General features: G+C 40.7%; 13 protein-coding genes. 3 read left to right on the forward strand and 10 right to left on the reverse strand.

Annotation, left to right across the window (positions count from 1 at the left end; translation table 11 throughout):
- The 3 genes from C4F40_RS16120 to C4F40_RS16130 all read left to right on the forward strand — a co-directional run.
- The coding region (locus C4F40_RS16120; RefSeq protein ID WP_196940457.1) for a M20/M25/M40 family metallo-hydrolase at positions 1–940 on the forward strand (940 nt) is incomplete at its 5' end.
- Positions 941–957: 17 nt separating this feature from the next.
- Positions 958–1,278 (forward strand): DUF3467 domain-containing protein, encoded by a 321-nt coding sequence (locus C4F40_RS16125; RefSeq protein ID WP_196940458.1) that lies wholly within the window; start codon positions 958–960, stop codon positions 1,276–1,278.
- Positions 1,279–1,434: 156 nt separating this feature from the next.
- A complete protein-coding gene (locus C4F40_RS16130) occupies positions 1,435–2,943 on the forward strand; it encodes a carbon-nitrogen hydrolase family protein (protein ID WP_196940459.1) in 1,509 nt (502 codons plus the stop codon).
- Positions 2,944–3,003: 60 nt separating this feature from the next.
- Here C4F40_RS16130 and asnA read toward each other — a convergent pair whose 3' ends face one another.
- The 10 genes from asnA to C4F40_RS16180 all read right to left on the reverse strand — a co-directional run bounded on the left by asnA (position 3,004) and on the right by C4F40_RS16180 (position 15,686).
- Positions 3,004–4,008, reverse strand: coding sequence for an aspartate--ammonia ligase (gene asnA, locus C4F40_RS16135; protein ID WP_196940460.1), 1,005 nt, complete (start codon positions 4,006–4,008; stop codon positions 3,004–3,006).
- A 483-nt stretch (positions 4,009–4,491) separates the two neighbouring features.
- The gene (locus tag C4F40_RS16140) at positions 4,492–4,818 is read right to left on the reverse strand and encodes a HesB/IscA family protein (RefSeq protein ID WP_196940461.1); all 327 of its coding nucleotides are present in this window, start codon (positions 4,816–4,818) and stop codon (positions 4,492–4,494) included.
- 82 nt (positions 4,819–4,900) lie between these two features.
- On the reverse strand, positions 4,901–6,067 hold the full coding sequence (locus tag C4F40_RS16145) for a cysteine desulfurase family protein (protein WP_196940462.1): 1,167 nt from the start codon (positions 6,065–6,067) through the stop codon (positions 4,901–4,903).
- A 577-nt stretch (positions 6,068–6,644) separates the two neighbouring features.
- Entirely contained in the window at positions 6,645–6,791 is a 147-nt protein-coding gene (locus C4F40_RS16150) for a hypothetical protein (protein ID WP_196940463.1), read from the reverse strand.
- 88 nt (positions 6,792–6,879) lie between these two features.
- Positions 6,880–8,220, reverse strand: a complete 1,341-nt coding sequence (glpT, locus tag C4F40_RS16155; RefSeq protein WP_196940464.1) for a glycerol-3-phosphate transporter — start codon at positions 8,218–8,220, stop codon at positions 6,880–6,882.
- A 7-nt stretch (positions 8,221–8,227) separates the two neighbouring features.
- Positions 8,228–9,130, reverse strand: a complete 903-nt coding sequence (locus tag C4F40_RS16160; RefSeq protein WP_196940465.1) for a glycerophosphodiester phosphodiesterase family protein — start codon at positions 9,128–9,130, stop codon at positions 8,228–8,230.
- 8 nt (positions 9,131–9,138) lie between these two features.
- Positions 9,139–10,551 carry a calcineurin-like phosphoesterase C-terminal domain-containing protein gene (locus C4F40_RS16165; RefSeq protein ID WP_196940466.1) on the reverse strand — a complete coding sequence of 471 codons (1,413 nt, stop codon included), beginning with the start codon at positions 10,549–10,551 and terminating at the stop codon, positions 9,139–9,141.
- Positions 10,552–10,559: 8 nt separating this feature from the next.
- Complete coding sequence (locus tag C4F40_RS16170) at positions 10,560–12,560, reverse strand: calcineurin-like phosphoesterase C-terminal domain-containing protein (protein WP_196940467.1); 2,001 nt, start codon at positions 12,558–12,560, stop codon at positions 10,560–10,562.
- A gap of 90 nt (positions 12,561–12,650) precedes the next feature.
- Positions 12,651–14,198 (reverse strand): DUF5689 domain-containing protein, encoded by a 1,548-nt coding sequence (locus tag C4F40_RS16175; RefSeq protein WP_196940468.1) that lies wholly within the window; start codon positions 14,196–14,198, stop codon positions 12,651–12,653.
- Between the two features lie 24 nt (positions 14,199–14,222).
- Entirely contained in the window at positions 14,223–15,686 is a 1,464-nt protein-coding gene (locus tag C4F40_RS16180) for a SusD/RagB family nutrient-binding outer membrane lipoprotein (RefSeq protein ID WP_231390096.1), read from the reverse strand.
- Between the last annotated feature and the right edge of the window lie 13 nt (positions 15,687–15,699).

Consider the following 15,699-nt stretch of genomic DNA (forward strand, 5'->3'; position numbering starts at 1 on the left):
CGGAACAGCAGTTGGTATTATTAATCCGGATGCTAAATATAAAGTAGTCATTGAAGCCCATGCCGATGAAATTTCTTGGTTTGTGAACTATATTACAAAGGATGGATTGATCTATGTGATACGAAACGGTGGTTCCGATCATCAGATTGCACCCTCCAAACGTGTAAATATCCATACAGACAACGGGGTGGTAAAGGCAGTTTTTGGGTGGCCTGCTATTCACACGCGATCAGGAGAGAAGGAGGAAGGCCCGTCACTTAAAAATATCTTTTTGGACTGTGGATGTACCTCCAAGGAGGAAGTAGAGGCGTTGGGGATTCATGTGGGTACGGTCGTTACCTATGAAGATGAGTTTATGATATTGAATAATCGATATTATGTAGGCAGAGCTTTAGATAATCGTGCAGGCGGTTTTATGATTGCTGAAGTTGCCCGTCTACTGAAAGAAAATAAGAAGAAGCTTCCCTTTGGCTTGTATGTCGTTAATTCGGTGCAGGAAGAAATTGGACTTCGAGGAGCCGAGATGATAGCTGATTACATTAAGCCAAATGTCGCGATTGTAACAGATGTAACCCATGATACCCAAACTCCGATGATCAACAAGATTACACAAGGCGATCTTGCCTGTGGCAGAGGTCCAGTAGTATCTTACGCACCAGCTGTGCAAATCAATCTCAACAGGCTGCTAATTTCTGTGGCCCAACAACATGATATTCCATTTCAGCGTCAAGCTTCTTCGCGCTTTACAGGAACCGATACCGACGCGTTTGCCTATTCGAATGGTGGTGTTCCCTCAGCATTGATTTCTTTACCATTACGGTATATGCATACGACCGTAGAAATGATTCACAAGGAAGACGTAGACAATGTAATCCGTTTAATTTATGAAACGGTGTTGACTATAAAAAAGGATCAGGATTTCCGTACCTTTAGCAATTAATATTTATTGAAATAACGATGAACGACAACAATCAAAATAATCCGGATAATAACGAGATCAGCATAGAATTAAGCGAAGAAACTGCCGAAGGGATTTATTCTAATTTAGCTATTATAACGCATTCTAATACGGAGTTTGTAGTAGATTTCATTCGTATTATGCCAGGGGTGCCGAAAGCTAAGGTTAAGTCAAGAATCATTCTCACGCCAGAACATGCGAAACGGTTGTTAGGAGCCTTACAAGATAATGTCAACCGCTATGAAAGTCAAAATGGATCTATAGATTCTCGAGATGTCCCTTTTCCACTGAATTTTGGTGGCCCAAAAGGAGAAGCTTAATTTCGGAAATACAAATGGTCTTATAACATATAAGACCATTAGTATTTCCGAATTCACATTTACTCACCTAGGGCAAATTGGTATCACTTTTGCATCTCTTCTTTCATTAACTGGGATTAATACAAATCTTTTCCCTCAAAAAAACAGCTAAAATTTATGGATATTAACGTGCGCGTTTTGACAAAAAAGGATTATTCCGATTTAAAGAAATCAATGACGGAGGCCTATCAAGGGGCTGGTGAAATTTGGAGTCGAGAGAATATAGTGGATTTGATTGATTTATTTCCGGGAGGACAGTTGTGTGTGGAAGTAGACGGAAAAGTGGTAGCCTGTGCGCTATCGATTATCTTAAATTCTAAAAAATCCAACATCTTCGATAGCTATTACGAAATAATTGATGACGGGAAATTTTTCAAACATGATGACGAAGGAGATACATTATACGGGATAGAAGTTTTTGTGCATCCCGAATATCGCTCGCTTCGCCTTGGACGGCGTCTTTACGACGCAAGGAAGGAACTATGTGAGCAGATGAATCTTAAAAGCATCGTTGCTGGTGGACGGATTCCCAATTACCATAACTATTCGGACGAAATAAGTCCACGTGTATACATTGACCGCGTCAAACGAAAAGAAATTTATGATCCTACATTGACGTTTCAATTATCAAACGACTTTCATGTAAAAAAAATCTTAAAACATTACTTGCCCGAAGATAAAGAATCAATGGAATTCGCTACGCTGTTGGAATGGAATAATATTTATTACGAACCGGATGTAAAATCTCCTTCTGCAACAAAACAAGCTATACGCTTAGGACTTGTGCAATGGCAGATGCGGTTATTCAAAGATATTGAAGAGTTTTACGATCAGGTCGAGTTTTTTGTAGATGCAGTTAGCGATTACGGATCAGATTTTGTCGTTTTTCCCGAGTTTTTCAATACGCCGTTGATGCGTCCATACAACGAGATGCCTGAACGTATGGCGATGGAAAAGTTAGCGGAACATACGAAAGACATCATCCAAAAAATTCAGCAGTTTGCCGTATCCTATAATATCAATATCATCGCCGGTTCTATGCCGTTGATTGAGCGAAATAAATTGTACAACGTGTCTTACCTATGCCACCGAAATGGCCAGTTAGATTCCTTTAAAAAAGTACACATTACGCCGAATGAATTTAAATATTATGGCATGGTAGGTGGAAACGAAGTGAAAGTTTTTGATACAGATTGTGGTAAAGTAGGTCTACTTATTTGTTATGATGTTGAATTTCCCGAATTGGGAAGAATCCTAGCCGATCAGGGGATGCAAATCCTCTTCGTCCCGTTCATGACGGATACACAGAATGGATACATGCGTGTCAGAGCTTGCGCACAGGCTAGGGCTATAGAGAATGAATGTTATGTGGCTATTGCTGGCTCAGTCGGTAATTTGCCCCGAGTTAATAACATGGATATCCAATATTCTCAGTCGGCCGTTTTTACGCCGTCCGATTTTGCATTCCCGAATAACGCCATAAAAGCAGAAGCCACTCCAAATACAGAAATGGTATTGATTGCTGATGTTGATTTATATGCGTTAAGAGATCTTCACGAATATGGAACGGTAAAAATATTGAAAGATAGAAGATCGGATCTCTATTCGGTTAAATTGTTGAAATAGATTTATCTGTTATACAATGCTATTTGTACAAAAATAGCATTGTATATATAACAGCTTGCCTTACAATAAGTATATATCTTGTTCAGCAAGTGTTTTCTTTTTCTCCTCGTCCCAAATGCTAACTTGTACCTCTCCAATATGTGCCAGTTTCAACATGAACATACATACCCTAGATTGCCCGATACCACCACCAATAGATTCAGGTAACAGATCGTTTAGCAGCATTTGGTGAAAAGATAACTGAGAACGATCAAGGCTATGCCGGATTTCCAATTGTGTGTGGAGCGCCTTTTTATCAACTCGGATACCCATTGATGACAGTTCGAATGCACAGTTTAAAAGAGGGTTCCAAACCAATATGTCACCGTTCAACCCTTTATAACCCTCCTCGTTATCCGTACTCCAATCATCATAGTCTGCTGCTCTTCCGTCATGGGGAAAACCATTTGACAAAGCATGGCCTATTCCATATATGAATACAGCCCCGTATTCTTTGACAACGGCGTTTTCACGTTCTTTAGCCGTAGCATCAGGATATCGAACTAATAGTTCTTCCGAAGATATAAAATGAATAGATGTCGGAAGAATAGCTTTTTTCTCTGGGTATTGGTGTTCTACCGCTTTTTCTGTTTCAACCATCACAGAATAAATTTTTCGGACAGTATCTTTCAAATAAGACAGGGTTCTATCGGTAGGGGCTATTGCTTTTTCCCAATCCCATTGATCTACATAAATGGAATGAATGGGTGTATAGTCTTCGTCCGGGCGCAAGGCACGCATATCCGTTAAGATACCTTCGCCGGCTTCTAACTCTAGATCCTTAAGACGCACCCGCTTCCATTTAGCAAGCGAATGAACCACAACAGCCCGTTGCTCGTTTAGTGACTTTATCGGAAAAACAACAGGACGTTCAATGCCATTCAAATCGTCGTTAATTCCCGTTCCGTCCAACACTACTAACGGAGAAGATACAGGAATTAAGTTTAAAACTTGCTTTAGCTTAGTCGAAAAAATCTCTTTAACAAACGTTATCGCTTGTTCTCTTTTTAATAAATTACGTGCCATATGTTCCCTCAAAATAATGCCTCGGCGGACATCTAATTGTTTTTTTTGATTTTAATAGTTGTTAGTGCATCACAATAGTTGTCCGCTATATATCTGTTGTATCGCGAACCTGAAATATGAAGCCGCGACGATCTATCCTACATAAAGTTGGAAGATTGCTACGTGTACCTTCTCATCGTGATGTCGTGATGTGTCGATGCAATAATTACAAAATTCAAATGCAAAAGTAATGAATTTGATAATGGAATGTGCTGTTTTTTATGAAATCTTTTAGTTCAGAGAAAAGTTCCTTAAAAGAGATTTTTGTCAAATGATGGGGAACTTGATGTGTATGCTGTTCCGCTCAAATTGATACAGCATTAGGGGATGCTGTATCGTACGTTAGGACATTTGTACTTCGTTAAATAACACCATCGTAACGAACATTGCCGGTATAACCGGCAAAGGATAATGTGTCATAAGGAATAGCATTCAAGATGTTTATTAAACGGAAAAACTCTCGCCACAGGCACAGGAACGAGAAGCGTTGGGATTGTGAAATTCAAATCCTTTGCCATTTAATCCGTCTGAGTAGTCTAATTCTGTCCCAGCCAAATACAGGTAAGACTTAATATCTAAGCAAATTTTTATCCCCTTATCTTCAAAAAATTGGTCACCCTTTTTTTCTTCGTTATCAAAGTCTAACTTGTACGACAGTCCAGAACATCCTCCGCTCTCCACTGCAACACGAACAAAATAATTTTGATCGTAATTTTCTGCACTAAGTATCGTGAGGATACGTTCTTTTGCTTTATCAGTGATGGTTACCATATGTGCTTCCTAAAATAGTGTATTACAAACTTCGGTAATAATTTTGCTTTTCTCAATAGCTAATCGTTTGTCGATTGTAAAATTATTCAAGCTTCCCCGATTTGTACAATTGCCAGATGGGAGATGAATTTCTGATTTTGGTCACTGCGCTTGCTATTTCCTGTACGACGATGTCTACTTGAGCCATCGTATTGTAGCGGCTAAAGCTAAACCGTAAGCTACAATAGGCTTCTTCATCGGATAGGTGCATTGCCTTTAGCACATGCGACGGATCCCGGCTTCCTGAGACACATGCCGAGCCAGATGATAGGGCGATATTCGGCAAATTGGTCATTAATTCCGACCCCTTTACATACTTGAACAACACATTGCTCGTATTATGGATTCGGCGAAACTGAGTGGCATGAATGGTACATTCATCGATTTGTACCATCAGGGATTTTTCAAAGTAATCTCGAAGTTCCTTCACATGCGTCGAGTAGTCTATAAGTTCAAGGGCTTTGGCAAGACCGGCAATTCCCGCGACATTATAGGTGCCACCTCGGAGACCATTTTCTTGGTTCCCCCCATGTACCAGAGGAGCGATTTGTATTGGCTTAGATTTTCTCCTGATGAAAAGTGCGCCAACTCCTTTCGGTCCGTGCAGTTTGTGCCCATTAAAACACACGATATCGATTGGAATGCGCTGTAAATCTAGTTTTTCTTTGCCGATATACTGTGTTGCATCACAAAAGAATAAGGTGTCTTTTTCTTGACAGATTTCGGCTATTGCTTTTAATGGATGTATAATGCCCGTCTCGTTATTTGCGGCCATTAAACACACCAAGATCGTATGTTCAGTGATGCTGCTGTGTAACAGTTCGAGATCAATTTGCCCGTTCCTGTCAACTGGGAGATAGGTTACCGTTGCACCCTTTTTTTCTAAATATGCGCAAGTACTGAGTACCGCCTTGTGTTCAGTCTGGCAGGTTATGATATGATTACCTTTTAAATGATATCGTTCAAAAATGCCTTTTAATACCATATTAACAGACTCCGTGGAACCACTCGTAAATAGTATCTCTTTCGGTTTCGCATGAAGGTGATTGGCGATTACCGTTCTCGCATATTCTACTGCATGATTGGCGTTTCTTCCTATTTTATGCTGAATACTGGAAGCATTTCCATATTCTTCCTGTAAATAGGGGAGGATGGTCTCAAAAACTTCATCCGCAATGTAAGTGGTCGCATTGTTGTCCAAATAAATCATAGGTTAAAGTTATTTAAATTTTTCCAGCTATTTGATAGAGTAGGTTAACTTCTGATGAGGAGATGAATTTAAAAGAAGGTTTTTCTTAAACAATTTCTTTTTCGCCTCTATGCCGGCGAGGGGCATTCCTTTTTTCCGCAAAAAGGAATCAAAAACTCGTCGCTGTACCGGCTCGACACGACGGTTCACCATTCCTGCAATTGTCGACCCGCTAAGGCGACATTTGTCGGGAGTGTAAGGATAATGCATTATTGTGKGCATCTAGATTGTAATGTTTAATTTCAGCAGAAKTWAAAAGGACGACCTAGATCGATGTCGCGTTAAGAAAGCTTTTGGATTTGCGTTAAGAACAGATCCCCGAAGCGAAGCGGCTTGGAGCTGTTTAGTAAATCCAAAAGCTTTTAGCGTAACATTGATCAAGTCTTGATTTTTTTGCTTCGTTTTTTTATCAAGAAAAAAATGAAGACCCTGTCGTGGCAACGACGGAAAGGTGATGCGATGGACAAAAAAACTGACTAAGTTAATCCTTCATTTTTATTATTCCCCCAAACCTTTACACCGGATCAGATGTTGAGTTTTAATCCAATGCGTTTATTAATACGTAATAGCGGTAGGCTAAAACAGCCTGTTGCAGCTTACTTAATGTTGATGGATCTTGTTTGCTGTATTTTGGCAATACAGCCTTATTGATGTCGTTTAAAAATTTAAATAGAACTTTTTTCATTTTGCGTAACGTTCATTATACCTAAAACCCCAAGGTACTGCAAAAGTTTTAAGTAGATTTATAATTTAACTCGGGGCATATGCCACATCTATTTTAGTCTTAAGAATTCTTTTTCTTTATTCCATGTCAATGCTGTAAATAATATAGCCAAAGCACAGGCAGATAGGATCGCTTCAAAACAAGCATCCCATCCGCTTTTATCGACAAGGGCACCAAGTGCGGCATTTGCCAACAGATCGCCGATAAAATATCCGAATAAGCCAGTTAATCCAGCAGCGGTTCCGGCGGCCTTTTTGGGGACAAGATCCAATGCCTGCACGCCAATAAGCATCACGGGGCCATAAATTAAAAAACCTATTGCCCATAAAGAGAGGTTTACAATCCATTGGTTTGTGCCTGGTGCCGTCCAGTAAATAAAAACTGCAATGAATGTGAGGGTCATATAGATGACCGTAACGGGGGCTCTTCGTCCGCTAAAGACCTTATCACTCAATACACCACATAGAATCGTTCCAGGAATGGCGGCGAGTTCATAAAATGAAGCGGACCAAGCAGCTTCAGAAGAGGTAAAATGCTTTGCTTCCTGTAAAAACGTCGGTGCCCAATTTACTATTCCGTTTCGTACTAAATATACAAAAGCATTTGCAACAGCAATAAACCATAGTAATTTATTGTTTAAAACATATTTGAGAAATATTTCTTTTGCGCTGAACTCTTTCTCTTGTGAAGAATCATATGTTTTAGGATAGTCCTTATGATATTCCTCTATAGGAGGTAGGCCACACGATTGCGGTGTGTCTCTCACCAATAGAATAGCAATAAAAGCAACAACTATAGCAGCTAATCCCGGGAAATAAAGCCTAGCCTGCCAGTCCACAAAAAGCTCGACACCTAATATCGTTAAAGGGCCGACAAGGAAACCACCAACATTATGTGCTAGATTCCAGATGGACATCGCCGTACCTCTTTCTCTAATAGAGTACCAATGTACGACTACCCGTCCGCAAGCCGGCCAACCCATGCCCTGAACCCAGCCATTTATGAATAAAAGCGCAAACATAATGGTAATAGACGATGTTGCAAACGAAGAGAAGCCCATAAAGATCATCGTAAGTGATGATAAAATCAATCCTGTAGCCAAGAAATAGCGCGCATTACTTCGATCAGACACATTCCCCATTAAAAATTTGCTTAAGCCATAGGCGATGGATAGCGCAGACATGGCAAAACCCAATTCCGCTTTTGTGTATCCCATCGTTTCCTGCAGGTCTTTAATGGAAAAAGAAAAGTTCTTACGTACAAAGTAATAAGCGGCATATCCGATAAAGATACCGATGAAAACCTGCAGACGCATTTTCTTATATTCGGGATCAATTCGGTTTGCAGGCAGTTGCGGCTTGTGTACCGCTGGCTTAAAAAGATTGAGCATTTAAGTTTTAAAATAAATTTGGATAATCACTAATAATACCGTCCACATCTAAATTCACCAAATTTTGGATGTCTTTTTTCGTGTTTACTGTCCAAGGGATCACTTTAATACCTCGGCTATGCGCTTGTTTTACAAATTCCACATTCACTAGCTGATAATTAGGGCTGATGATAAAAGGTGTAAAGCCCAATTCTTCAACGAGTTCCTCTATTGTTTTTGTATTCTTCGCATCGATTAAATAAGATGTTTTAATCTGAGGATAGGTTTTATTGATGTATTGTATTGTACGTTTATCGAATGATTGAATTACGGTCCGCGGAGCAATACCTTTTTCTATGACGACTTGTAATATAAGATCAGAAAATTCTTGTGGCGCGGGGTGGTACACATGATATTTATCTTCTTTACTTTTGGTTTCGATATTATAATACATGGGGGTTTTCCGTTTCAGCTTTGCATAGGCCTCCGCTTCATCGATCGCCGTGCTTAGCAACGAAATTTGTGTTTTAATTTTTTTCTGATCAGGAAAGTCTGCATAATATTTCGATCCGATATCAAACGTTTCCAATTCAGGCCACGTATAATCATAGATTAAGCCCTTATCGTCTTGCCCCTTCAATTCCTTTCCGTTCGCATATTGCACGAATTTTGGATTTAGATAGTGATCATGGTATACCACTACTTTTTTATCTTTCGTAATATGACAGTCCATTTCTAGGGTCGTGACCTTAGGGAAATCGATCGCTGTTTTCATTGCACCAATAGAATTTTCCGGATATAATCCGCGAGCTCCGCGATGGCCTTCGTAGGAGAAGGTCGGAAATTCAGATGTCGGATGCTTCTGTACTTGACAATTAGTTAGAATGGTAGCCATAGCAACGGATAATAGGATGATAAATTTTTTTTGCATGTTTAAAATTATGATTTTAAGTCGAGTGTTTCTTCATAAATGTTTCCAAAACGATCGGTGACAACAATCGTAACTGTTTTCGCATTACACTGCGTGAAAAATATATGAGCAGTACGTTTGGGTTCGACCCATCCTCTGCGGTCGGCAGGGAGATCGTCGCCTTTGTATAATTTCAAAGCTAGTTCATCGTAGCCTTTAATTTGTTCTAGAGGGCCTTTAAATACACCGTCGGCATACCATGTCACTTTCCACTGTGGATCATAGTTCCAAACGTTTACCGTAATACGGTTTATATCATGATCTAAATGCTGGATATAGCACCTAAACTGATACGAACGGTCGCGCCCGATTGATTTATAATACCAGGACACGTTGGTGCCATCAACTTCAAATACACCATATCCACGCGGCGTACCATCCGCGCAAATTGGCCCCGTCCACCAGGCACCACAAAGAGAAGCATGAGTATGTTCATATATGTGTTGATCAACTTGGTTGGCATTGGTATGGGTGTGTCCGGAAAGAATATGGACCTGTTCAAAATCGGTTAACAACGCATATAGCTCTTCCCGATTTTTTACACCGTTATAGATAGGAATGTGCGCGCTAATAATGAGTATCTGATCTTTAGGGACAAAACTTAGGTCTTTTCGCAACCAACTAAGTTGCTCTTCGCTGATATGTCCATCATAGTCTTTTATGTTCGCGTAACGTACATTATCTAACATGATATAGTGTACTCTTCCCCGGTTAAAGGAGTAATAAGCTGGGCCAAAATAATTCTTAAATAAGTTGTTGGCATCAGACTCCTCTTTCGTGATCTCATTTTTGTCATGGTTTCCCACAACCTGAAAGAAGGGGATGCCAATTTTCGCTATGGCTTCTTGATAGGGCACCCACATGGTGGATTTGTCCCATATGGAATCGCCCAAGCTAATGCCATGGAACCTTTTTTGGTCGCTTCTGTGGAGTAAGCTGTTGATGTCTGCAATCGATTCCTCCTGAAATTGCTTGGCATCTTCTTTAACACGGATCTGAGGATCACCCAGAGCAAGAAAGAAATGATGGCTATCATCAAAAGCATTTTTTTTGAGATCAAAATTGTAGTTTCTATCTGATACGGATAGATAGATTGCAGCAAAACCACCTACTTTTTTTATTTGATACCCCGAGGGTGTAGCGATGAAGATATGTTCCGCATTTTTATTTAACGCAAGCGTATATCTTCCTTTTCTATCCGTCTTTACCACATGGTATCCATCGGAAACGACGACGTTTTGGACTCCTTTTCCCGCAGCTTTTACACGTCCTTTAATACGCTTCCCCTTATCTTGCGCTTGTATAGATCCAAAAGCACGGCCTGATAGACATAGTCCGCCGACTAGAAGACTCGTGGATTTTAAAAATTCTCTTCTGTTCATCTTAATTATTAACGCATAGTATACGTGAAAGCTTTAGGTCTTTCCATGGTTTCGGTGTAATTATTCCCAAAACGATCTTTTACGGTGATTTGCAAGTTTGTAGTAGGAGATGATGCTTTTACCTTGAACATGTGCGAAGTGTTGGCTGCATCAAAGGTCGGAACGGCATTCACATTTAAGCGTTTCATACCATAAGATATAATATGCAGGGGGTCTCTGGATGACACGCGCTGCACGTTTAAAGGGATGCCATTTTCTGAGACGGAAACTGTCCATTTTGGATCGTATCCCCAGACATTAATTAGAACCTCATTGTTTTCGTTTTTAGCGGAAAAATCAAATGCATACTGACTGACTAAATTCTGGTGTTGACTGTTTGCATTTGGCGCATAGTTAGCTGCTGTAATGTGCACATTATTCAAGTCATAGGATCTGAACTGATATTCTTTTTCGTAGCCAATGGATTTATAATGCCATTTGATATCCTTACCCGTCATCTCCCAAATTCCGTAACCACCAGGACTTCCATCAGGGGCGATATGGTTATTGGAATAGCCGTCTCGTCCTGTCCACCACCAAGTAGCACAGACAGCCGCGGTGTTGTGTTCCATAATTTTGTTGTCGCGAGGTACGCGGTAGTTAATATGGGTGTGGCCGGTTATTATGTGTGCATTCTCGAACCGATTTAATGCAGTTATCAACTGTCCAGCATTACTGGTGCGATACGATGGGATACTTCCAGTAGCATTTGGTGCATTGTGTAATTGTATATGCGTAGCGACAATAATTGGTGTGGATGGATCGACTGTTTCTAAATCTTTCGTCAGCCAGTCCATTTGCGGTTCGGTAAATTTCGCGTTGTAATTTCTATTTCCTACGACTCCGGAAGACCCCCCAGTGTTAATGTATTCCGTATTGTCGAGTACAATATAGTGTACTTTACCTAAGTTGAACGAATAATATGTAGGTCCAATCGTGCGTCGATAGGCATTTTCAGCCATCCAATCGTTGGCAAAGTACGGATCGTTATCGTGGTTTCCTATGATATTAAACACTTGAGCATTAACATTTTTTATCTGCTGTAGATATTCAGGCAAGGCAAAATTGTTGCTATACCAATAGGTTTCCCAGGTGAGATCACCTAACGTGAGCCCATACACTTTTTTTCCAGATGCCTTATGAGTTGCAATTACGTTGTTTAAATCGGAAATAAATCCGTTTTGAAACTGTGTTAGATCGTTGTTTCGATTCGCTAGATGCATATCTCCCAGAACAAGCAGAATGTGGTTCTCGTTATTGACAGGAGTCAATTCAAAATCCCGCGTGTCGATGGTCGTGGGATTCGTGTTCAAGTAACGATAGAATAAAGGAAGGTTGTGATTGCTGTTGCTCACTTCGTAATTGCTAGGAATAGAAATAAACACATATCCTGTTCTCTTGTTGGAACTCAAGTAATATACACCGTCTTCGTCGGTCTGGGTTATTTCGTAACCATCTGAAACTACCACGTTAGCCAATCCCTTACCTGCTACATGGACAACACCCTTTACGGTTTTTCCATCTTTATTTGGAATGTCAGCACGCAAGACGAAGTTAAAACTCGCGGAGCCCAGCGTTTGCGAAAGTTTTCCTCGAGACAAGATTAAGGTATATCTTCCATCTTTTAGAGCTACTGGTACGGGTAAAATAGTGTGGTCTTCATACACCTCGTTCAATGTAAATGTAAACGCATCTGGCATTCCGTTTAAAGGTTGAAAGGTAATCACATCACCAATTTTATATCCTTTGCCACTAATTTTTAACTCACTTTCCGTTTGAACGTCCCATACTGTCGGAATTGTTACCTCTTCAATTTGAAGTCTGTTGGTCTGTTCTGTTGGATTCTCCTCGTGATCGGGTTCAGATGTAGATTTTGCGCAGGATATCGTTATAAAGGTAAGAATTACAAACAGGGAGAAAAGGTTGGTAATCTTAGGCATCATAACGGTAATTTTTTGTTTTCTTAACATAATTATCAGTTCAATTAGGAGGATTATAATAATAAGCAGGAACCTTTTACCAAAACGATAGTAGGAACCTGCTTATTGAGAGTCAATAGTTTATTCTGTCTGTTGTGTCACAAGTTCTCCCTCCTCGAGTGCGCTTGCTGGGGTTTGCTTAGTCAATAAATATGCATTGTAGCCGCGTACTGTATCCCATTTCCTTGTTGTCATATTAAATATACCACCCAGTTGGATAAACATACCAACATTCGCTGGGATAAAATGTGGAATACGATATTGATTGGTCCCCATAGAGAAGAATGCCTGAGGCTCTCCGGTCTCTAGATGGAATGGCCGATAATGGTCATTGTTGGCGACGCGGTAACCCCGATTATTTACAGAGTCTACTACGGTCGCTGTACCTAGGCCTCCAAAAAACACTAGATCAATGGGAACTGTTGCTTCATTAATGTTTGTGCCAACAAATAATGCCATTCCACCAGCATGACCGCTGTTGGCTAAGATATTGGAATTTATATCACCAAGACCATCACCACCGCTGCTCGCGTATGGAATTGCTCTTACCCAATTTAATTCGGACAAAGAGGTTGAATTGGCGCCATTAATCCGTTTTTGATGTCCACCCACATAGAAAAATTCGCCTTTTTTTACCGAACCTTCAGTCAGATTGAATTTAAGTGTGCGCGCTCCACCGGTAGCCCAACCCGCTCCGGGAGCAGCTCCGGCATTCGGTTGATTTGCTGTTGCATTATTTGTTGTAACTACAGAAAACGGTATTTCAGCAAAATTGATGTCTGTATTCGCAAGGAGTTGGATGTACTCATAGTTCCCGTCACCTCCTTCGGGATCAGGACAATAGCCGGTAAAAATAAGTGGCATATCACCTAAGTCACCGGGTATCTCAGGATCCGAAACGTCTTCAATGTCTGCCGATGAGCTTGGCCAAATGGACATAACACCCTGATGTTCTGAATCACCCAATAGTAAACCCTGAACGTTAATATTACGAGGTACCTGCAGGTCCGCGAATGGAGCTGTCGGTAGTGTACGAATAGTTAATGTGTCCGCACCGTTTACCATTCGTCTTACGCCAGAAAATGTTTGTCCCGCTTCCGGACGAGGAAACATTTCGCCACCCACTATCCGCACAATCGTGCTTTCATAGTCATTCGGTCGCTGGTAAATTGCAGATGCGGTGATGTTACGCCTATATATTCTAGATACTTTAGTAATCACTTTAATATCCGTAGACGCAATACCGTCGACGTAAAGAAAGCCGTTACGTTTCAATTCTTTGTTGCTTACATTTACAAATATTGAATCACCTACCTGATAATTGCTGGCGAGATTCCCAACCTTAAGTGCAATACCGTGTAATTTCCCAGGTCTGGCTTGCTGTATATTAATCATACCGTCAGGAGTGTTACCACTTTGTAAGTTAGAAACAACGACCCCCGTAATTTGTTGCGCTTGTGCGAGGCGTTCTGCCGTCATCTGCACATCGCTGCCTTTATGTATTTGTCTTAAGTCTTCAATGGCGATGTAGGGACTCGGGGTGCCATTAAGGAAGTCCCTCTTCTCGCAGGCCTGCATTACTAAAATGCACGCTAGCATTAAAAAGATATATGTTAAAATTTTTTTCATCACTTTATATTTTACATTGTAATATTACGGACGTTGCCACCAAACCAACGTATTGATATTATCTGGTCCCTGTTGTTCCACAGCCTTTAGGTAGTTTTCTCGGTTTGCAGATTGTATATAAACTGGGTAATTAAGCCGAGCAGGCATTCTTCCTCCGTTTAGATGACCTGATCCAATGGGTAAAGTTGGATGACCAGTCCGTCTGTATTCAAACCAAGACTGCATATCCGTGAAAAATAAAGCATAATATTTCTGTAGGTGAATCAGCTCCATTTTTTGATACTCATTATACGTGTCGTCCCAGGCAACGAGATCCGTACTTAGATAAAATGATGGAACTTCATGCCCCCACAGCTGTATACCAGCTACAGTGCCTCTTTCGTAATAAGTCTGTGCAGATTCCGTGGAGATCCAACCTTTAACAGCAGCTTCGGCCAGAATAAACTGTACTTCGCTGTAATTTAGGATATTGCCGAGCAAAGGGTTTGACATTAAGCCCGTATTTAAGGTTGAGCCGGCCACGGGAGGCTGCCCAATAGGATATCCACTGGGTATACCAAAATAATCACCATTTGATAGGGCTGCCCATGTTACAATTCTAGGATCACTACGTTCATTCAAATTATCAATAAAGAAGCTTGCTGATTTTGGCGCATACCAATCTGCCGGTCGCCAGGTAGCAAAAGGAGAAACATAAGGAGCTGTACCTGTCCAACGTAAAATTGCGGAATGATCGTTACTTATCATGATCGGATAGATAAGAGGCGATTCGTCGACTATCTTTTTGATGATGGCAGGAGTGTTGAGTTCTAACTTATGGGAAAGACGTAATGCCAAACGTAAGTATAGCGAATTTCCAAATTGACGCCATTTTCGCATATCGCCTCCAAAAATAGGATCAGATCCACTTGAAATAGCCACATTTTGACCTAGTCCCCGTAACAGCGTATTTGCTTCTTCCAATTTTTCAAACAATGAGGGATAGATGTCCTGTTGCCTGTCAAATACGGGGCGAACAAGATTAAGATCCTTCGCTCGCAATGCTTCTGAATAGGGGATGTCGCCGTATATGTCGGTCAGTATAGAAAAGATCCATGCCTCGCAGATCTGCGCAACTGCCATGTATTCGGGTTGGTTAAGTTCTTCTCCAAATTCATAGATATCCCGAAAGTTTCTAAGCTGCAGATAGAGATTGTTCCACATGTAATCGCCTTCGCTGGTACGAATGTCATATCTAAAGATCCGGCCATCGCCATCACCCATGTTTACCGTCACCTGCATTAACTCATTTGTTATACGCTGACTCCGGTTCATATTATAGCCTACCACCTTTGTAATTGCGGGAGCCAGTAGATTTTCTGGCTGTACTTTCGGACTGGTATTCGGATTGGTGTTGATTTCCTGAAAATTTTTATTGCAGGAAGTCGTTATAACCATTGAAGCAATTCCTAGTCCAAGAAAATATATCGTTTTATTAATAAATTTCATCTTCATCATGTTT

This window comes from Sphingobacterium pedocola (assembly GCF_015209965.1).
Lineage (GTDB): Bacteria > Bacteroidota > Bacteroidia > Sphingobacteriales > Sphingobacteriaceae > Sphingobacterium > Sphingobacterium pedocola.